Source organism: Myxococcus vastator, from assembly GCF_010894475.1.
Classification (GTDB): domain Bacteria; phylum Myxococcota; class Myxococcia; order Myxococcales; family Myxococcaceae; genus Myxococcus; species Myxococcus vastator.
On sequence record NZ_JAAIYB010000128.1, the window covers coordinates 1 to 18,727 of the forward strand.

Annotated in this window: 18 protein-coding genes; 7 read left to right on the forward strand and 11 right to left on the reverse strand. The window is 70.4% G+C overall.

The genetic code is table 11. From position 1 onward, the window contains the following. The 3 genes from G4D87_RS15005 to G4D87_RS15015 all read left to right on the forward strand — a co-directional run. Positions 1–1,140 (forward strand): AMP-binding protein (locus G4D87_RS15005; RefSeq protein WP_163782748.1); only part of this gene is annotated, 1,140 nt, incomplete at its 5' end. 67 nt (positions 1,141–1,207) lie between these two features. Further along, complete coding sequence (locus tag G4D87_RS15010; RefSeq protein WP_163782749.1) at positions 1,208–2,305, forward strand: NAD(P)/FAD-dependent oxidoreductase; 1,098 nt, start codon at positions 1,208–1,210, stop codon at positions 2,303–2,305. Positions 2,306–2,450: 145 nt separating this feature from the next. Further along, a complete protein-coding gene (locus tag G4D87_RS15015) occupies positions 2,451–3,488 on the forward strand; it encodes an MBL fold metallo-hydrolase (protein ID WP_205507591.1) in 1,038 nt (345 codons plus the stop codon). Position 3,489: 1 nt separating this feature from the next. On the opposite strand, the gene G4D87_RS15020 is transcribed toward G4D87_RS15015, so the two are convergent. The 6 genes from G4D87_RS15020 to G4D87_RS15045 all read right to left on the reverse strand — a co-directional run bounded on the left by G4D87_RS15020 (position 3,490) and on the right by G4D87_RS15045 (position 9,987). Then, positions 3,490–4,845 carry a DoxX family membrane protein gene (locus G4D87_RS15020; RefSeq protein WP_163782750.1) on the reverse strand — a complete coding sequence of 452 codons (1,356 nt, stop codon included), beginning with the start codon at positions 4,843–4,845 and terminating at the stop codon, positions 3,490–3,492. 62 nt (positions 4,846–4,907) lie between these two features. Continuing rightward, entirely contained in the window at positions 4,908–5,645 is a 738-nt protein-coding gene (locus G4D87_RS15025) for an SDR family oxidoreductase (RefSeq protein ID WP_163782751.1), read from the reverse strand. Beyond that, positions 5,642–7,012, reverse strand: coding sequence for an FAD-binding oxidoreductase (locus tag G4D87_RS15030; protein ID WP_163782752.1), 1,371 nt, complete (start codon positions 7,010–7,012; stop codon positions 5,642–5,644). The genes G4D87_RS15025 and G4D87_RS15030 overlap by 4 nt, the downstream gene beginning before the upstream one ends. Before the next feature lie 13 nt (positions 7,013–7,025). Then, complete coding sequence (locus G4D87_RS15035) at positions 7,026–8,471, reverse strand: UbiA family prenyltransferase (RefSeq protein ID WP_205507592.1); 1,446 nt, start codon at positions 8,469–8,471, stop codon at positions 7,026–7,028. Between the two features lie 111 nt (positions 8,472–8,582). Further along, positions 8,583–9,626 (reverse strand): class I SAM-dependent methyltransferase, encoded by a 1,044-nt coding sequence (locus tag G4D87_RS15040; protein ID WP_163782754.1) that lies wholly within the window; start codon positions 9,624–9,626, stop codon positions 8,583–8,585. 10 nt (positions 9,627–9,636) lie between these two features. Beyond that, a complete protein-coding gene (locus tag G4D87_RS15045) occupies positions 9,637–9,987 on the reverse strand; it encodes an MXAN_6627.5 family MYXO-CTERM protein (RefSeq protein ID WP_205507593.1) in 351 nt (116 codons plus the stop codon). 114 nt (positions 9,988–10,101) lie between these two features. Here G4D87_RS15045 and G4D87_RS15050 point away from each other — a divergent pair, with 114 nt between their 5' ends. Then, a complete protein-coding gene (locus tag G4D87_RS15050) occupies positions 10,102–11,421 on the forward strand; it encodes a response regulator (protein WP_205507594.1) in 1,320 nt (439 codons plus the stop codon). Positions 11,422–11,474: 53 nt separating this feature from the next. Here the strand turns inward: G4D87_RS15050 and G4D87_RS15055 are convergent, their stop codons facing one another. Then, complete coding sequence (locus G4D87_RS15055; protein WP_163782756.1) at positions 11,475–12,122, reverse strand: hypothetical protein; 648 nt, start codon at positions 12,120–12,122, stop codon at positions 11,475–11,477. 67 nt (positions 12,123–12,189) lie between these two features. On the opposite strand from G4D87_RS15055, the gene G4D87_RS15060 reads away from it, so the two are divergent. The 3 genes from G4D87_RS15060 to G4D87_RS15070 all read left to right on the forward strand — a co-directional run bounded on the left by G4D87_RS15060 (position 12,190) and on the right by G4D87_RS15070 (position 14,341). Beyond that, positions 12,190–12,690, forward strand: a complete 501-nt coding sequence (locus tag G4D87_RS15060) for a hypothetical protein (RefSeq protein ID WP_163782763.1) — start codon at positions 12,190–12,192, stop codon at positions 12,688–12,690. A gap of 61 nt (positions 12,691–12,751) precedes the next feature. Further along, positions 12,752–13,537, forward strand: a complete 786-nt coding sequence (bcp, locus tag G4D87_RS15065; RefSeq protein WP_240358290.1) for a thioredoxin-dependent thiol peroxidase — start codon at positions 12,752–12,754, stop codon at positions 13,535–13,537. A gap of 312 nt (positions 13,538–13,849) precedes the next feature. Further along, positions 13,850–14,341 (forward strand): hypothetical protein, encoded by a 492-nt coding sequence (locus G4D87_RS15070; protein ID WP_163782758.1) that lies wholly within the window; start codon positions 13,850–13,852, stop codon positions 14,339–14,341. Positions 14,342–14,410: 69 nt separating this feature from the next. Here G4D87_RS15070 and nagZ read toward each other — a convergent pair whose 3' ends face one another. The 4 genes from nagZ to G4D87_RS15090 form a co-directional block, all read right to left on the reverse strand. Then, on the reverse strand, positions 14,411–15,520 hold the full coding sequence (gene nagZ / locus G4D87_RS15075; protein WP_163782759.1) for a beta-N-acetylhexosaminidase: 1,110 nt from the start codon (positions 15,518–15,520) through the stop codon (positions 14,411–14,413). 100 nt (positions 15,521–15,620) lie between these two features. Then, positions 15,621–15,986 (reverse strand): response regulator, encoded by a 366-nt coding sequence (locus G4D87_RS15080; protein WP_163782760.1) that lies wholly within the window; start codon positions 15,984–15,986, stop codon positions 15,621–15,623. Between the two features lie 2 nt (positions 15,987–15,988). Beyond that, positions 15,989–17,488, reverse strand: a complete 1,500-nt coding sequence (locus G4D87_RS15085; RefSeq protein ID WP_163782761.1) for an ATPase domain-containing protein — start codon at positions 17,486–17,488, stop codon at positions 15,989–15,991. Positions 17,489–17,719: 231 nt separating this feature from the next. Further along, a complete protein-coding gene (locus tag G4D87_RS15090) occupies positions 17,720–18,574 on the reverse strand; it encodes a DUF6209 family protein (RefSeq protein WP_240358291.1) in 855 nt (284 codons plus the stop codon). Between the last annotated feature and the right edge of the window lie 153 nt (positions 18,575–18,727).

Genomic DNA, 18,727 nt, shown 5'->3' on the forward strand with positions numbered 1-18,727 from the left:
GGGGTGCCCCGGGTGGGCGTGAGCTGGCTGCCGCTGTACCACGACATGGGGCTCATCGGCTGCCTGCTGACCGCGCTGTACTACCCGGGGAGCCTGGTGCTGATTCCCCCCGAGGTCTTCCTCGCACGGCCCGCGCTGTGGCTCCGCGCGCTGTCGCGCCACCGGGGCTACATCTCTCCCGCGCCCAACTTCGCGTATGGCCTGTGCTTGAAGCGGGTGAAGGACGCGGAGCTGGAAGGGGTGGAGTTGTCGTCGTGGCGGCACGCGCTCAACGGCGCGGAGCCGGTGTCCATGGACACGCTGCGCCGCTTCTCGGAGCGCTTCGAGCGGTGGGGCTTCTCCGCGCGGGCGCTGCGGCCCGTGTACGGACTGTCCGAGGCGTCGCTCGCCGTCACCTTCCCGCCGGAAGGCAGGGGGCCGCGCGCGCTGGGCGTGGACGCGGGGCTGCTGGCGCGGGAAGGCCGGGTGACGGAGGGCTCGCGTGCGTTGGTGAGCGTGGGCATGCCCGTGGCGGGCTTCGAGGTGGAGGTGCGCGGCGAGACGGGCAAGGTGCTCGCGGAGCGGTGCGTGGGCCAGGTGTTCGCGCGGGGGCCGTCCCTGATGGCCGGCTACTTCGCGGACGCGCAGGCCACGGACCGGACGCTGACACGGGACGGATGGCTGGACACGGGCGACCTGGGCTTCATCGCGGAGGGCGAGTTGTTCCTCACGGGCCGGGCGAAGGACGTGGTCATCATCCGAGGCGCGAACCACGCGCCGCAGGCGTTCGAGGAGCCGCTGCAGAACGTGGCGGGCGTGCGCATGGGCTGCGCGGTGGCGCTGGGCTTCACGCCCGAAGGCGCCGAGGACGAGGCGCTCCTCATCCTCGCGGAGCGCGCGGGGCAGGACGCGGATGACGTGGTCGAGGAGCGCATCCGCGCGGCGGTGGTGGAGACGACGGGCGTGCGGCCTCACACCGTGCGGCTGCTCGTGCCAGGCACGTTGCCGCGCACGTCCAGCGGCAAGCTGCGCCGCGCCGAGGCGCTGCGCCGCTATCTGGCCGAGGAGCTGGCGCCGCCGAAGAAGGTAGGGGCCGTGGGGCTGGCGGTGGAGATGGCGCGGAGCGCGCTGGCGATGGTCCGCGCGGAGAGCGACACGTGAGGCGCGGGGCGCGGTGTCGGCGTGAGCCCCGTGCCATGAGGTCGCGAGTGCCGGAGGAGTCCACGCCGTGAAGCGGTATGACGTCGCCGTGGTGGGCGGAGGGCCCGCGGGGCTGGCGGTGGCCATCACCACCACGCTGCGTGGGCTGAGCACCGTGGTGCTGGAGCGCGGCACCGCGCCGGTGGACAAGGCCTGTGGCGAAGGGCTGCTGCCTCCCGGCATGGCGGTGCTGGAGCGGCTGGGCGTCCTGCCGCTGCTGGATGACCAGGGCAGCCATCCCTTCGTGGGCATCCGCTACGTCCAGGAAGATGGCAGCACGGCGGAGGGCCTGCTCCCGGGCCAGGGCGCGCTGGGCGTGCGGCGCGTGGCGCTGGCCACGGCGCTGGTGTCGCGGGCGCGCACGGTGGGCGTGGAGCTGCGCGAGCGCACGCAGGTGTTGTCCCACCAGCGGGACAGCGACGGTGTGGTGCTGCGGACGGCCGAGGGCCCGGTGGAGGCCGCCATGCTGGTGGCCGCGGACGGGCTGGCTTCACCGCTGCGCCGCGCGGAAGGCCTGGAGGTGGAGCCCACGGGACCGCGCCGCTTCGGCCTGCGACGACACTTCCAGCTCGCGCCGTGGACGCCCTATGTGGAGATTCACTTCGCGCAGGGCGTGGAGGCCTACGTGACGCCCGCGGGCGCGCGGCGCGTGGGCCTGGCCTTCCTCTGGGAGGACGGCTTGGTGGAGGGGCGGGTGAGCTTCGAGACGCTGCTGGCCCGCTTCCCCAGACTGTCGGAGCGGCTCTCGGGCTCGGAGCTGGACTCCCAGCCGCGCGGCGCGGGACCGCTGGCCCGGGTGTCCCGAGCGCGCATCGCCGACCGCTTCGCGCTGGTGGGAGACGCGGCGGGCTACGTGGACGCCATCACCGGAGAGGGCCTGTCGCTGGCCTTCGTGTGCGCGGAGTCGCTGGGGAACCTGCTGCCGGAGGCGCTGGTCCATGGCGCCACGCGCGAGGCGCTGATGCCCTACGAGCAGTGTTTCCAGCGGGTCTTCCGCAAGTACTCGTGGTCGACGGGCGCGCTGCTCATGCTGGCGCGACGGCCCTGGCTCCGCCGCCCCGTGGTGCGGCTCTTGGGGAAGACGCCCTGGCTGTTCGAGCGCATCCTGCACGCCATCGTGACGTGAGCGCGGGGGCGGTGTCCGCTTCGGGCGCGTGCATTCCTGGTTGCCGGCGGGGCCTGAACCCGGTCCACTGTCGGGCTGGGACACGGAATCGGGCCCGGGCCGTGCGGGTTGTCTGCCGAGGTGTCTTGCAGGGAGCGCCGCACGCATGTCGAGGCTCGCATCGGTGTTGTTGCTGTTGGGAGTTCCCTGGCTCGGAGGGTGCCTGTTCGCCGGTCCGCGGCACCAGGGGCCGGTGACGGAGCACTTCGACGGTGAGCACTTCCAGAACCTGGAGCCCGTCAAGCGCCTGAGTCCGGACGAGGTCTTCAAGGCGCTCCGAAAGGGGCCTCGTGGCCCGTGGCGGGACTACGAGGACGCACCTCCAGGCAATCCGCCTCCGGAGCGCGTGGGGCCGGGGCAGCTCCGGGTGACGTTCATCAACCACGCCACCGTGCTCGTCCAGGCGGACGGGCTCAACCTGCTGACGGACCCCATCTATTCGGACCGTCCGAGCCCGGTGCCCTTCCTCGGCCCCAAGCGCGTGCGGCCTCCGGGCATCCGCTTCGAGGACCTGCCGCCCATCGACGTGGTGGTGGTGAGCCACAACCACTATGACCACATGGACCTGCCGACGCTGCGGCGCCTGGAGGCGGCGCACCAGCCGCGCTTCATCGTGGGCCTGGGCAACAAGGCGCTGCTGGACGACGCGGGCTTCCGGCATGTGGTGGAGCTGGACTGGTGGAAGTCCACGGAGGTGGCACCGGGCCGCACGGTGATGGCGGTGCCGGCGCAGCACCGCTCCAATCGCGGGCTCACCGACAGCGCGGCGACGCTCTGGGCGGGCTACGTCCTCTCCACGTCCGGCGGGCCGGTGTTCTTCGCGGGCGACACGGGCTTCGGCCCCCACTTCGCGATGATGGCCGAGCGCTTCGGGCCCATGCGGCTGTCGGTGCTGCCCATTGGCGCCTACCGGCCCACGGCGTTCCGTCCGGTCCACATGGGGCCGGTGGAGGCCCTGCGGGCGCACAAGGTGCTGCGCTCGGCCACGTCGGTGGCCATGCACTACGGCACCTTCGCGCTCGCGCTGGATGGCCAGGACGAGGCGAAGTACCACCTGCTGTGGCTGCTGGCGCGCGAGCCCGTCCGGCCGCGCTTCTGGGCCCTGGGCTTCGGCGAGGGCCGCGACGTGCCCGCGCTGGATTGAGTCAGCGGTTGAAGGGGTACTCCTGAATCCAGTTGAAGCCCCGGCTGAGCAGGAGGAACTGGGACTCATCCACCCGCGTGAGGCGGACCTCGATGGCGGCCTCCTGGAGCGTGCCCTGGAGGACGAGCTGGTTCGCGTCCTGGCGTGTGTAGGCGAGCACGAACTTCTTCGCGGCGTCGTCCTTGCCGTCGATGAGGGTGAGCGTCTTCTTCGGCGCGTCCTCCTCCAGGCCGAAGGACTTCATGGTGTCGTCCAGGTGCTTGATGACCATCCGGCCGAAGCGGGTGACGGTCACCGTCTTCCAGCGCCGGGCGTCTCCAGACGTGGTCTCCAGGCGCTGCCCGTCCTGGGTGAAGGATTCGACCGTGTAGTAGCCGTAGAATGGGGGCCGCGGCGCGGAGTCCCCGTACTTGCGGATGAACTCCAGCCGAAAGCCCACGAACCCGTAGGCGATGCTACCCACCACCAGGACCTTCATCACGAGCCCGGCGCCACTCAGCCAGCGTGACGGCGGGAAGGGGGGCTGGAGCGGGCGCGGCTGCGTGGCGCGGTTGAGCACCAGGACGTCGAGCAGGCGCCGGGCGTCGGGCAGCACCAGGAACAGCGCCATCAGCAGCAGGTGGGACGAATAGATTTTGACGGGGACGTCGTAGAAGAAGTTGAGCGCCACCACGTTGACCATGACGCCCGCGACGACGAGCGCGCCCAGCGTCGTCGTCCGCCGGAAGAGCAGCAGGCAGCCGCCCAGGAACTCCGCGCCGCCCGTGAAGACGTTGTAGCCCTTCGAAAACCCCATGAAGGTCCACAGCAGGCCCATGGGGGAGAACTCCCCCAGCGGCTGGTGCAGTCGCTCCGGGCTGGGGAAGGGAAACTGGGACTTGAAGAGCTTGGACAGCCCGTAGGACAGCATGGCCGTCGCGAGCACGTACCGGACGCTCGCGTGCAGCACGTCGTGGGCCTTCACGTACTCGGTGCGGCGCCGGTCGACGGCGGACCAGACGCCCGTCACCGCCGCGGCGACGACGAAGAACAGCAGCACCTGCACGTAGTTGAACGTGGTGTCGCCGCTGCCGTTGGGCGTCACGGTGATGTCCGTGGACAGCCGCAGCACGTGCTTGCCGACCCAGGGCACCACGGCCTTCCAGAGCCCGTCCTGGACCGAGGTGACGAAGTCGCCCAGGACCGGAATGATGTCCAGGGGGAACGGGAAGTTATAGAGGATCAGGTAGGCGCAGGCGAAGCGGAAGGCCAGCCGCCGCGCGAGGCTCCAGGCTTCGGGCGCGGGAGGCGTCACGCCCGCTTCGGACGCGGCGGGCTGGGGCTCGGGGACCGGGGACAGTGGGGCCGTGGCGCTCATGGTGGGCTGGCCTGTCAGTCTATCCGGAGTGCCCCGGGTGCTTTCCAGCCGCCCCCGCCTGCTCAGAGCTTCATGCGCTTGAACACCGTCTCCGGGATGGTCCGGATGATGAGCATGATGAGCGCCCAGATGCCGGGCACATAGACTTCGTTCTTCCGCGAGTCCGCGGCGCTCAGCAGTCCGCGCGCCACCTTCTCCGGCGAGGCGAACAGCTTGTTCTTCGGCAGGTGCGCCGTCATCGGCGTGTCGACGAAGCCCGGCTTCACCGTCACCACCGCGACGTTGGACTTCGCCAGCCGGTTGCGCAGGCCCTGGAGGAAGACGTTGAGCGCGCCCTTCGACGCGCCGTACACGTAGTTGCTCTGCCGGCCGCGGTCGCCCGCCACCGACGAAATCACCACCAGCGTGCCGGCCTGCTGCGCCTCGAAGCGGTTGGCCAGCACCGTCAGCAGCGACACCGCGCTCAGGAAGTTGGTGCGCAGCACCGCCTCCGTCGCCGTCCACGAGCGCTGCGCCTCCGCCTGGTCACCCAGCACGCCGTGCGCCAGCACCACGCCGTCCAGCCCGTCCAGCGCCGTGTACGCGGCCTCCACCAGCGCCTCGTGGGTGTCGAAGTCGTTCAGGTCCACCACCTGCGACGCGACGTTGGACGCGCCGCGCGTGGCGGCGTCCTTCGTCACCGCGTCGAGGTTCGCCGCGTTGCGGCCAGTCAGGTACAGCGAGGCCCCGCGCGCGGCCAACAGCCGCACCGTCGCCTGGGCAATGGCGCTGGTGGCGCCGAGGACGAGCACTTTCTTCATGGGGAGCGAATCTCGGAAAGAAGGTCAGCGGACAGGGAAGAGGGCAGGGACACCGGATTCGCCCGCCGCCAGAACGACGAGGAGAACGACGGGTCCACGTACTGCATGAAGCGCTCACGCCGCGGGAAGTACGCCGCGAAGTTCGCCGGGCTCATCCGCGCGTCCTTCGCCGGGTACACCGCGCCGCCCGCCTGCCGCGTCAGCCGGTCCAGGTCCTCCACCAGCTTCCACGTCTTCTCGCCGCGGTTGGCGAAGTCCATGGCCAGCGTCACGCCCTCGCGCGGGAAGGACAGCCACCCTGGAGAGGGAATGTCACCGAACGTCTTCAGCACCGACAGGAAGCTGGGCAGTCCGCCGCGCGAGCTGCGCTCCAGGATTTCCTTCAGCGCGTCCTTCGCGGTGGCGTAGGGCACGACGCACTGGAACTGGAGGAAGCCGCGCCGGCCATAGATGCGGTTCCACGCGTAGATGGCGTCCAGCGGGTAGAAGAACGGGTCGTAGTGCGTCAGCCGCTGCTTCGGCTTGCCGTTCTGCCGGTGGTAGTAGAGCCAGTTGAAGGCGGACACCGACAGCCGGTTGAGGCAGAAGGCCGGCATGTCCATGGGCACCGCCAGCCCCACGCCATGCGACAGGTGGCTCTTGGCCAGCGGCAGCCCGTCGAACTGCGGCGGCGCGAAGTTGCCCCGGTACAGGAGCCCCCGTCCCAGCTTCTTGCCCCGGGCCAGGCAGTCCACCCACGCCATGGTGAACTCGTAGTCCTTCTCCGACGCGCGGGCCACGTCGAGGAACCCCTCCAGGTTCCCGAACGGCACCGTCTCCTGAAGCACGTACGGGTTGCTGATGGGCTTGAGCTGCACCTCGGCCCACGTGACGAGCCCGGTGAGACCCAGGCCACCAATCGTCGCGCCGTACCAGTCCGGATTCTCATCCGGCGCGCACACCCGGCGGCTGCCGTCCGAGCGCAGCAATTCGAAGCGCCGCACGTAGCGGCCGAAGGTGCCACCCCGGTGATGGTTCTTTCCGTGCACGTCGTTGGCGATGGCGCCGCCCACCGTCACGAACTTGGTACCCGGCGTCACCGGCAGGAACCAGCCGCGCGGCGCGGCCAGGCGCAGAATCGTGTCCAGCGACACGCCCGCCTCGCAGCGGACCACGCCCGTGGCCGGGTCGAAGGCGATGAAGCGGTCCAATCCCGTGGTGAGCAGCAGCGTGCCCTCCGCGTTGAGGCACGAGTCGCCATAGCTGCGCCCCAGGCCGTGGGGCAGCAGGCTGCCGTCCTTCGTGGGCAGCGCGTCCGTGCGCCACACCAGGGCGTGCGTCTGTTGCTCGACTCGGGGGTAACGCCCCCAGGACTCCCGTGACTTCATCGCGCCAGCCTTCTCACGTGGCGGCCCATAGCACCAACGCGCACACGAGGCCTACCGCGTAGCTCACCCGGTCCCTCAGGGCGAAGACGAGCGGGTCCTCGTTCACCAGCCCGCGGTGGGCCAGCAGCCACACCCGGCCCACCCAGTACAGCATCACCGGGCAGATGAGCCACAGCCGCTCGGGGTGGGCGTACAGCGCCGTCACTTCGTCGGAGGTGATGTAGAGCGCCAGCACCAGCACGGACACCTGTCCCGAGGCCGCGCCCAGGCTGGCGAGCTGCTCGTAGTCCTGGGCCAGGTAGCCACGGCCATGCGCGGACGCCTCGTTGGACTGCCTCAGCCGCCGGACCTCGCTCAGGCGCTTCACCAGCGCGAGCGAGAGGAAGAGGAACATGCTGAACATCATCAGCCAACTGGACGTGGGCACGTTGACCGCCAGCGCGCCGCCGAAGATGCGCACCGTGTACAGTCCGGCCAGCACCAGCACGTCCAGCATCACCACCTGCTTCAGCCGCAGCGAGTAGGCCAGCGTCAGCACGTAGTAGGTGCCCAGCAGGGCGGCGAAGGCGGGCGGCAGCAGCAGGCACACCGCGGCGCCGGCCAGCAGCAGCACGGGGGCCAGCATGACGCCGGTGCTCACCGGCAGCGTGCAGGCCGCGAAGGGGCGCTGCTTCTTCGTCGGGTGGCGCCGGTCGGAGTCCAGGTCCAGCAGGTCGTTCAGCACGTACACGCTGGAGGCGCACAGGCTGAAGGCCGCGAAGCCCAGCAGCGCCTGGAGCAGCTTGTCCGGCTCGGTGGCCTTGTGGGCGGCCAGCAGCGGCACGAAGACGAGCGCGTTCTTCGCCCACTGATGCACGCGCAGCGCCTTCACCCAGGTGCGGAGGCGGGTGGCGGGGCGCTCGAAGACGCGGTGGACGTCGCGGCCCAGGCCCTGGGCCTGCTTCAGCACTCCGGCCGGCGCGTGGACCACGACGATGCGGCGGCACTCACGCCACAAGGGCAGGTCCACCGTGTCATTGCCCGCGTAGTCGAAGGTGCCCAGCAGCGCCTTCAGCTTCGCCAGCTTGCGCGCGCCGGACAGGTTCACCGTCGCTTCGCTGGCGACGACGTCGGAGAAGAGGCCCAGGTGCGCGGCCACGGCTTCGGCGATGCGCCGGTCCGCCGCGGTGGCCAGCACCAGCCGGCGGCCTCGGGCCTTCTCCTCGCGCAGGTACGCCAGGAGTTCGTCGTGGTAGGGCAGGCTGGCCGCGTCCAGCGCCGCGCGCCGGGCCACCTCCGCCTTGAAGAAGGCCTTGCCCTTGAGCACCCAGAAGGGGGCCAGCAGCAGCAGCCAGGGGGCACGCTTGAAGAGGACCAGCAGGTTCTCGTGCAGCGTGTCCGTGCGCACCAGCGTCCCGTCGAGGTCGACGGCGAGCGGTACGTCCGGAGAGTCCTCGGGAAGGGGCGTTTGGGGAAGCATGGGCAACGGTGTGACGGAAGCCGTCAAAGGGCGGGCAGGGTAGCGCAGACGTCTCCCGCGTGGGCAGGCCACCTCAGGGCAGGCACGCCAGAACAGCGGACGGGTCGACGCTCAGTCCAGCCGGGCCACCAAAAGCGTCTGCAAGGGCAGGTGCCGGATGGGGCGGCTGTTCTCGATGCGAAAGCCCGCATCGTCCAGGAAGCCTTCCACCTCGGCGGGCGTGTAGGCGGCCGCGCCGGAGGTGAGGAAGTAGTGCAAGCCAATCAAAGGCGCCGCGCTGGTGGGCGTGTCGACACTCTCACGCAGATACTCCAGCACCGCCAGAGTCCCCCGGGGCGCCAGCGAGGCGCGCACCCGCCGCAGCAGGGCCACGTTCTGTGCGGGGGACAGGTGGTGCATCACCTGGAAGAGCATCACCCCGTCATACGGGCCGCCCAGCTCCGCGGTGAGGATGTCGCCCTCGCGGTGGGTGACGAGGTGGCTCAGCCCCGCCGAGGCGATGATTTCCCGGCCGACGCGGGCGCTGCCTTCCAAATCCAACACCGTGGCCTTCAGGCCCCGGTTGCGCAGACACAGCTCGGCGGCGAACCAGCCGTGCGCGCCGCCCAGGTCCAACACCTGCTTCGCACCACGGGGCAGGGGGATGGCCGCCGCGACCTCCGGGGCCGCCAGCCGCGCCAACTGGTGCATGGCGTGGATGTAGTCGCGCCATCGCGCGTCGTCGGGCGCGAAGCCGTGGATGTCCACCGCCTGACCGGTGCGCACCACGCCCTCCAGCCCGTTCCACCAGTCCCACTGGGCGTAGTTGAACTCCAGGAAGGCGCCCACGTAGCGGGGCGAGCGCGGGTCCAACCAGCGCCGGGCGCGCGGGGCCAGCCGGTAGCGTCCACCGCGCTGCCGCTCCACGGCCTCGCAAGCGATCAGGGCCTCCAGCAGCGTGCGAGTGCCCTCCTGGGACAGCTTCAGCCGCTCGGCCAGCGTCTCCGCCGACACCGGCCCGTCCGTCAGGGCCTCATAGACGCCCAGCCGCGCGCCGGCCATCAGCGTGCGCGACGCCATCATCCCGAAGAAGGCCTGGGCCACCGGCTGTGGGGCCAGGTTGAACCAGTCCGCCACGCGCTCCAGCAGGTTGTCCGCCTTGAGCCCCAGCCTCATGCGTGTGCTCCTAACGCCTGCGTCTGTACCCAGCCACGGCGGCCAGGCCCACGACGACGAGCGCGGCCTGGGCACCCAGCACGCAGCCTTGCTGGTCTGCCTGGCGCACGCCAGTGTAGCGACAGCGCCCGTCATCGCAGGTGAAGCGGGGGGAGCAATCCCGGGTGCTACGGCAGGACGTATTCACCCTGCCTGTACTGTCGTCTCCCTCGGGGTTGTCCCGGTCCGCGCCGCCCTCGCCCACGGAGGCGTCGGGGAGGCCCGCGTCGAGTCCACCGTCGGATTGGGCCAGGGCCCCCAGCGGCAGCAGGAGGGGAAGGCAGGCCAGCAGGCGGCGCAGGTGGGAACGGAAGGGAGACATCGGGGCCGTCACCCTAACCGGCTGGAGGGGCGGATGCATCCTCCGCGGTGGCTGGAGCACCCGGGGGCAGATTGTCTGACCCGTCCCTTCGCATCTGGTACGGTACGCCCCGCGATGGCACCCCGAATCCTCGTCGTCGATGACAATCAGGAGCTGTTGTCCCTCCTCACGCAGCTCTTCGAGGAGGCGGGCTACGAGGTCCTGGGTGCGAGCCGCGGCAAGCAGGCGGTGGAGCTGGCAAAGGCCCAGCCTCCGGCGGCGGCCGTGCTCGACATCCTGCTGCCCGACATGATGGGTTACCACCTCGCGGACGCGCTGCGGAAGGACAACCCCCAGCTCCCGCTCCTCTTCATCACCGGCGTCTTCAAGGGTGGCAAGCACGCCGTCGAGTCGCGCACCAAGTACCAGGCCGCCGGCTACTTCGAGAAGCCCTTCGAGGCCCAGAAGCTGCTCGAGGCGATGACGAAAGTGCTGCCTCCGGAGAAGCCCGCCGCTTCGGCCGCGTCGCTCCAGGACGCCTTCGAGGTGGAGCTGGACATCGACGTGGAGGAGGAGGGCCCGCAGGACGCCATGGAGCTGACCGGCCGCATCAAGGTGACGGGCGGCGGCAACATCACGGCGGAGATTCGCGGCGCCAACCTCACGGCCAGCCCCATGCAGAAGGTGCCGGCCACCCAGGTGCGCCCGCCCACGCCGGGCCGTCCGCCAGACCCGCCGCCCGTGGGCGCGCCGGGCAGCCGCCGGGGTGAAATCCGGGACAACCTGCCCTCGCTCCTCACCGCCTTCTATCTCTCCCGCGAGACGGGGGAGCTGGGCGTGCAGAAGGGCAAGGTGAAGAAGGTCGTCTACTTCGAGAAGGGCACGCCGGTGTTCGCCCTCTCCAACCTGCTCGCGGACCGCTTCGGCCAGTTCCTCGTCCGCGTGGGCAAAATCAAGCCAGAGCAGCTCCAGGACGCGTCGGCGGTGGCCGCGCAGTCCAACCGCCGCACCGGCGACGTGCTGGTGGAGCGCGGGCTGCTCAAGGACACCGAGCGCCTCTATTACGTGGGCCAGCAAGTGAAGGCCGTCATCTATTCGCTCTTCGCGTGGGATGAAGGCTCGTACGTGCTGAGCTTCCGGGAGAAGGCGAGCGCGGAGTCCATCAAGCTGGACCTGCACCCGGCCAACCTCATCGTCCGGGGCATCAAGAAGCTCTACAAGCCGGAGCGCCTGCGGCGCCTGCTCCAGCCGGAGGACCGCCTCATCCCCGCCGTGGCTCCGGCCTACCAGCTCAACGAGGTGGAGCTGGAGCGGTGGGAGGCGGAGCTGCTGCCGAAGATTGACGGCAACCGCACCGTGGCGGAGCTGCTGGCCTTCGCCAACCGCCCCGAGCACGTCGTCTACGGCTTCCTGGTGGCGATGATGTCGCTGGGCATCCTGGACAAGCGCGGTTAGCCGCCGCGCTGTCCGTCCCCGCCGTCACGGGCGGGGACGCCGTGCCAGGGGGCTCAGCCGCCGACGAGCCGCGAGCCCATCCAGAACAGGCCCAGCGCGCCGGAGCCCACGGCCACCCCGCGCTGCACCCAGAGGGTGATTCGCGCGTTCAGCCGGGCGATGCCCTCCGCGAAAATCAGCCCCACCACGCCCATGCCGATGAGGATGCCCAGCGCGAAGCCGGGCAGGTACATCCACGCGGCCATGCTCATGCTGCCGCCCACCAGCAGCGGGGGCAGGGCCAGCAGCAGCGAGCGCACGCCGCTGACGGCCATCAGCGCGCCCGCGGTGGTGCTCACCGTGTGCACGTGCTGGTGCGGCTCCTGGGTGTGGCCGGGCAGGTGCGGGTGACCGTGGTCCAGGCTGCTGGGGAACAGCAGGGCGGCCACCGCGAGGGCCACCAGCACGGCGCCGCCGAAAATCTCGGCCCAGCGCTCGAAGGTCTCTGACAGGCCCACGCCCGCCAGGATGCAGAGCGCGGCGATGCCGCCCAGCATGGCGGCGTGTCCCATCGCGAAGCGCACGGCGGTGGCGATGGCGGCGCGGCGCCGACCTCCCCCCAGGGTTCCGAGGGTGGCCATGGCGGCGCAGTGGTCCGGGCCCACGGCGTGGAGCATGCCTTGGGACAGGCCAAGCAGGAGGGCGAGGAGAATGGGCTGCACGACGCGGCACCCTAGCCGTGCTTCAATCGGGAGGCCAGCAGGAGAGGAGAACCGACCCTTCATGAGGATGCTCACCCGACGGCTGTCCGCCGTCATGCCGCTCGCGCTCTGTCTGCTTCTGTCGCCTGGCTGCGACAAGGGGCCCGACCAGCTCCGGGACGCAGAGAAGTCCTACCGCGAGCTGATTGACCGCCGCGTGTCTCCCCTGGATCCGGCATGGGACCCCGTCATCAACGCCTTCGAGGCGATTCCCAAGGACTCCAAGGCCCGTCCGGAAGCGGAGCAGCGGATCGCCACCCTCCGTCGCTTGCGGGGAAAGCTGCCGCCGCGCCCCCTGGCCACGCCGGGGGCCACGGGCCCCGGGACGTCGGAGGTGGATGCCAGGCGCGCCGCGTGTGAGGCCCTGGCCATCCGGCTGGGCCAGACGCCGGAGGGCGCGGACCGGGAGCCCTTGCACCAGGCCCTGACGGACTGCCGGAAGGCGCTGGTCCGGCTGGAGGCGCACAGCCATCCGCCCGGGGAGCATGGCCATGACCATGGTGGTGAAGCGGGGCATCCCGCTCACTGACGGGGCGCTGTCGCTGGACGTTGAGTGGCGCGGGCTTTGTGATTAATGAGCCCGCATGCCCATGCCCCAAGCAGGTGACCAGGCCCCCGCGTTCCAGCTCCCCGACCAGGATGGAACCCCGGTATCGCTCGCGCAGTTCGCGGGCCGGAGTGTCGTCCTCTACTTCTATCCGAAGGACAACACCCCCGGATGCACCGTGGAGGCGTGTGGCTTTCGCGACGAGCACTCGGCGCTGGAGGCCGCGGGCGCGGTGGTGCTGGGCGTGTCCGCGGACAGCACCGCGAGCCACCGGAAGTTCGCGACCAGGTTCAACCTGCCCTTCCCGCTGCTGGCCGACGTGGACCACACGCTGTCCGAGGCCTACGGCGTCTGGGGTGAGAAGTCGCTCTATGGTCGCAAGTTCCTGGGCATCACCCGGGCCACGTTCCTCATCGGTCCGGATGGCGTGCTGAAGCAGGTGTGGCCCAAGGTGAAGGTGAACGGCCACGTCGCCGAGGTGCTGGCCGCGCTGAAGGGCGAAGCCCCGGCGGCGGACGGTGCTGAGAAGAAGCCCGCCGCGAAGAAGGCGCCCGCGGGGAAGAAGGTCGCCGCCGCGAAGAAGGCTCCGGCGGGAAAGACTGTCTCGGCGGGGAAGACCGCCGTGGCCAAGAAGGCTCCGGCGAAGAAGGCGGTTCCGGCCGCCAAGGCGACCCGTGCGGCGAAGAAGCCGGCGGCTGCGAAGAAGGCCCCTGTGGCGAAGAAGCCGGCGGCTGTGAAGAAGGCTCCCGCGACGAAGAAGCCTGGCGCCGGCAAGAAGACGGCGCCCGCGAAGAAGTCCGTGGCGACGAAGAAGGCCTCCAGGAAGTAGCGCTTCGGTCGGCGCTGGGAGGACGGCATCCCAGACGTCCGACATCGAGCAATTCCCAGGGGCTCGGCGGCTCCATACGGCGGAGAAGCCCGCGACCTCGAAGTGGGCTTCCTCGACGAAGAAGCAGCCCTCAGCGGAGCGGGCGCCGGGAACGCTGAAGAGGGCTGCTCCCGGCCGCCGCTGGGGCTATATGTGGCGTTCGGGCGGTCCATCGTCACGCGGACATGGCGTCACCCCGGGGTCTCCATGCCCGGCGTGCCCCATCTTCGGGAAGTACGAGCAACCAGATTGAAGGGACTCGGAGGAGTCGACATGCGCGAGCGGAATATTCGGCGGTGGGGTTCGGCGGCGGCATTGATGGCGGGCGCGGTTCTGGCCGTGGGCTGCCGGGGCCTTCCGGAGACGGGTGGCAGTCAGCCGGATGCGCCGCGGGGCAACTTTGCCGCCCAGCGCGGTGACCAGCCCGCTGCGATGAAGAACATGGAGGGTGGCAACACCAACACGCCGCTGCCGCCTTGGACGCTGCCGGCGAACCGGGGCTACAACGGCACCATCGACCAGATTGGCTCCAGCATCGACCCGCGCACGGCGAAGAACGACGGCACCCAGGGCCGCTCCATCATCGACGACGCCGGGAAGATGATGGGTGACCAGTACAACGTGCAGGGCGGCGCCGCGTACTCGCCCGCGGCCCAGGGCCTGGGTGGCGAGGACGGCGCGGCGCTGGGCGGCAAGCGCGGCGGCAACCACAGCGGCTACGCGCCGCTGGGCTGGCAGGACCGCAGCGGCCCCTACCGCCGCTGAAGTCCGCGCCTTCCAGCTGCTCCCGGTGCAGGGCGCCGGGAGCGCGCGTGGCACCCCGGCCCCGCGCCTTCAGCGGGAGGCCAGCATCACCTCGGTCGGGTCGCGGCCCGTGAAGGCGCTGACGAGCCCCGCGGCCAGCGTGTGGTGCTCCGGGCTCCCCAGCAGGGCGAGCCGGTCCTCCGCCGGGTGCGCGAAGCGGGCACTGAGCGCATCCAGCCGCCGGTGCGCCTGCGCGATTCGCTCTCGTGACACCCGGCCGGACTCCACCGCCTTCACCAGGGCTTCGATGGCGCGGCGCTGCACGTCCGCGTCGTGGCACACCAGGAACAGGTCCACGCCCGCGAGTGTGCCCTGCACGGTGGCCTCTTCCACGGAGTAGTGGCCGGCGATGGCCTTCATCTCCAGGTCGTCGCTGACGAGCACTCCGTCAAAGCCCAACTCCTCGCGCAGCACGCCCTGGAGCACGCGCTGACTCATGGTGGCGGGCACCCCCGGGTCCAGCGCGTCGAAGAGGACGTGCGCCGTCATCAGGGACGCCAGCCCCGCCTGGGCGAAGGCGCGGAAGGGCACCAGCTCCACGCTGCGCAGCCGCTCCAGGTCATGCGGCAGCCGCGGCAGCGTCAGGTGGCTGTCGGTGGTGGTGTCGCCGTGACCGGGGAAGTGCTTGCCACACGACGCCACGCCGCCCGCCTCCAGGCCCCGCGCGAGCGCCACGCCCAGCCGCGCCACTTCCTCCGCCTCGCGGCTGAAGCTGCGGTCGCCAATGACGGGGTTGTCCGGGTTGGTGTCCACGTCCAGCACCGGCGCGAAGTCCCAGTCGAAGCCCAGCGCGCGCAGCTCATATGCCAGCAGCCGGCCCACGCGCTCCACCTGGGCCGCGTCGCCGCGCTGTCCCAGCTCACGCATGGGCGGCAGCGCGGTGAAGGGCCCGCCGCGAAGCCGGGCCACGCGGCCTCCCTCCTGGTCCACCGACAGGATGAAGGGCCGGCCCGCGCGTGTCTTCAACGCGTGGCACAGCGCGGCCGTGTCCGCGGCGCTGCCCACGTTGCGCTTGAAGAGGATGGCGCCGTAGATGCCGTCATCCATCAGCGCGGCCAGCGCGCTGTCGATGTGAGTGCCGGGAAAGCCCACCATGAAGAGACGGGCACAGTCGCGGTAGAGGGTGGAGGAGGTCGTCACGGCGCGCAGTCTGGCAGAAGCCGGGGGCTGGGCGCTCGGGAGGAACACCGTGCCCCGGAAAGCGTCGGCTGCCTGTCAGGCCGCAGGGCGGTGAGGCGCGCTACTGGAGGATGGCTCCCTGGGCGAAGCGCTTCACCACCCCCAGCAGGTCGTCCAGGGAGAAGGGCTTGGGCAGGAAGGCCGCGCAGCGCAGGTGCTTCCAGTAGTCCGGCGGGCTGGCGCTCATCATCACCACCGGGATGTCGCGCAGCAGGGGATTGCGCTCCATCGCCTCCATCAGGGCGGGGCCGTTCATCACCGGCATCATGTAATCGAGCAGCACCAGGCAGGGGCGCTCCTCGGCCATCCGCTCCAGGGCTTCCTTCCCATTGAGCGCGATGGCGGTCCGGTAGCCTTCGTCGTTCAGGAGGTCGCGCATGGCCTCGACGATGCCGAACTCGTCATCGACGATGAGGATGGGGCCCATGCCTACGTCCCCTGGCGCCCGCCGCCGGGACGCCGGGGCTCGGACCACGTGGTCGACCGTGGCAGGCCGCTCATCATCGCCTCGACATCCGTGAAGGTGTCCGCCACCTCCATCCCCGTCGTGTGGATGCGCAGCTCGCGCAGGGAGGCGTCGTGCGGGCTGTTGCGCAGCTTCAGCACCGAGACGAAGCGGCGCAGCTGGGAGTTCAGCTCCGCCTGGCGCAGGAAGAGGACGTTCTCCGCCACCATGGAGATGCCCGTCATCGGGAAGGTCACCTCCGCGCCGAACGCGGAGGCCAGCTCGACGGAGTAGAGCATCGTCACCCCGCGCATGCGGCACTCGTTGACCAGCGCGGCCAGGAAGCGCGACACGCGGGGCTGCCGGAGGGCCGCCCTGCGGAGCGCGTCGTAGCCGTCCAGGAAGAGCCGGCGCACGCCGTGGGTCCGGATGATGTCCAGCAACTGCACGCCCAGCTTGTCCAGCAGGTTCTCCGTGGGCGGCCGGAAGCTGACCTCGAAGTCCCCTCGGTCGATGAGGGGCTTCAGGTCAAGCCCGATGCCCGCCGCCTGCGTCACCATCCGCTCGGGGGAGTCGTAGAAGGCGAAGTAGTGGACGCGCTCACCGCGCCGGGCGCCTTCCGCGAGGAAGTTCAGCCCCAGCAGCGTCTTGCCGCTGCCCGACGGCCCCAGGAGGATGGTCGTCGAGCCCTGGGGCACGCCCCCGGTCAGCATCGCGTCCATCCCGGGAATGCCGAACGCGCACTTCGCGTCCATCGGCGGCCCCGGCGGAGTCCCGGACTCCGCGAGCGTCTCCAGGCGGGGATAGATGACGAGGCCATCCTCGGTGATGTCGAAGCTGTGCTTGCCCAGCAGATAGGGGCTGCCCCGGAACTTGCGCACGAGCAGCTCGCGCACGGCGCGCGCGCCGAACAGGCGCTGCCGGAGCAGCAGCAGCCCGTCCACCATGGTGTGCTCGGCGCGCAGCCCCTGACCGCGGCCCGTGGTGAGGATGAGCGTCGTGCAGCCCATGAGGCCCGTCACCACCTGGAGACCGTGGATGAACTTCTTGATGGCCTGCTGCGACGGCGCCACCTCCTCCGCGGCCACCAGCCCATCCAGTACGAGCAGCGTGGCCTGGTGGTTTTTCGTCTCCTTGCGGATGAGCTCCGCCAGCGCGTCCAGCCCCCCCTGCTCCAGCACCGTGAAGGCGCTCAGGTAGGTGATGGCGTCGGGCAGCAGCGTGGGGTCGAAGTAGGACAGCGAGGAGAGGTTGCCGACCAGCTCCGTGTGCGACTCCGCCAGCAGCGTCAGGTAGAGCACGCGCCCGCCGTGGCGCTTCACGTGGTGGAAGCTCACCTGGTTGGCGAAGATGGTCTTCCCTGAGCCCGGAAGGCCCATCAGCATGTAGGTGCGGGCCTTGCGAAAGCCGCCGTGCAGCACGGTGTCAAGGCCTGGGATGCCCGTGGATATCCGTTCCGCCACGCGTGGAGTGCCTTCGGTCATGTCGCGTTCCCTTTCCTGGGCCCGGCCCGGGTGTGGCCCCACTGGAATGATTGAGAGCAGTGCGCTCGCCGTCTCAGGGGAACACCTCTTCCCACAGCACCTCTTCCGAGATGCCGCTGAAGCGCACGGCCCCAGCGGCATTCAACAGAAGTGGAGCGCCTCAGAATCCGCGCAGCACGGTCCGCGCGGTGCCGCCCGTGGGGCCAGCGCCGCTCGCGATGCGATACCAGCTCACGCCGTCCGTTGAATAGCGGAACCCGAATGCATAGGCGTTCCACGGCGTATACGCGAGCGGCTCCGCGGCGAGGTTCCAGCGGTACCGGTAGTTGTTGCCCACACGACCTTGATAGGCCAGCCAATGGTGCTGCGTGGGGCGCCGTCCACGCTGAACGCCACCTGCGCCTGGAGGAGCTCCGGACGCGCGGTGGCGGCATCCGTCACGCCAGGCACGTACACGTCCGCGTCCACGAACTTGCAGGCGCGCTCCATGACGTAGCTGTCGATGACGATGGGGTCCGCCAGTCCGTCGCGGTGCTCGCAGTCGCGCGCGAAGCTGCCGCCCCAGTCACCCGCCCACGCCACCGCGGACGGCGACTGCGCCTCCACGGGGAAGACGTAGTTCTGGCCGTAGTTGCTGTCGTACCTCGCCGCGCAGGTGCGGCCGGAGGTGAAGAACCACGTCTCCACGCTCGTGGCGTCCGAGGGCACCGTCACCTCGAAGGGCTTGTTCACGAACGAGGTGCTGCCCGTGGCCTGCTTCACGCTGCCGCTGAAGAGCTGGCCGCTGGGGAGGAAGCGGACGTAGGCCAGCGTGTCCCACGCCTGCTGGCCGGCGTAGGTGCTGTGGTGGCAGTCCGTCATCCGGTACAAGTCGTAGTCGACGACGAGCGTGCCGCCGCGGACGATGGCGCCGTGCTGTGAGTGCGTCCAGCCGTTGAGGAAGCGCACCGTGGCGGTGGGCGTGGTGAGCGGCGCCTGGCGCGCCTGCGCGGGGCCGACCGGTGTCTCCTCCTGCTGCGCGGCGCCACCACAGGCCGCCGTCAGCGGCAACGCGAGGGCCAGGGCCTTCCAGACAGAGGTCTTCATGCTGGGTTCTCCAGGGAGCGTGGACCTCGCCACTTACCAGGACTTCCTGACAGATGCGCTGCCGGTCGCTCGCCCTGCCAGGGAGCGTGTGGCCTCACGGCGGACTGCTGGGAGAACGGGCGGGCTCCGCGGGCGGTAGCGGGAGGGCGGCGG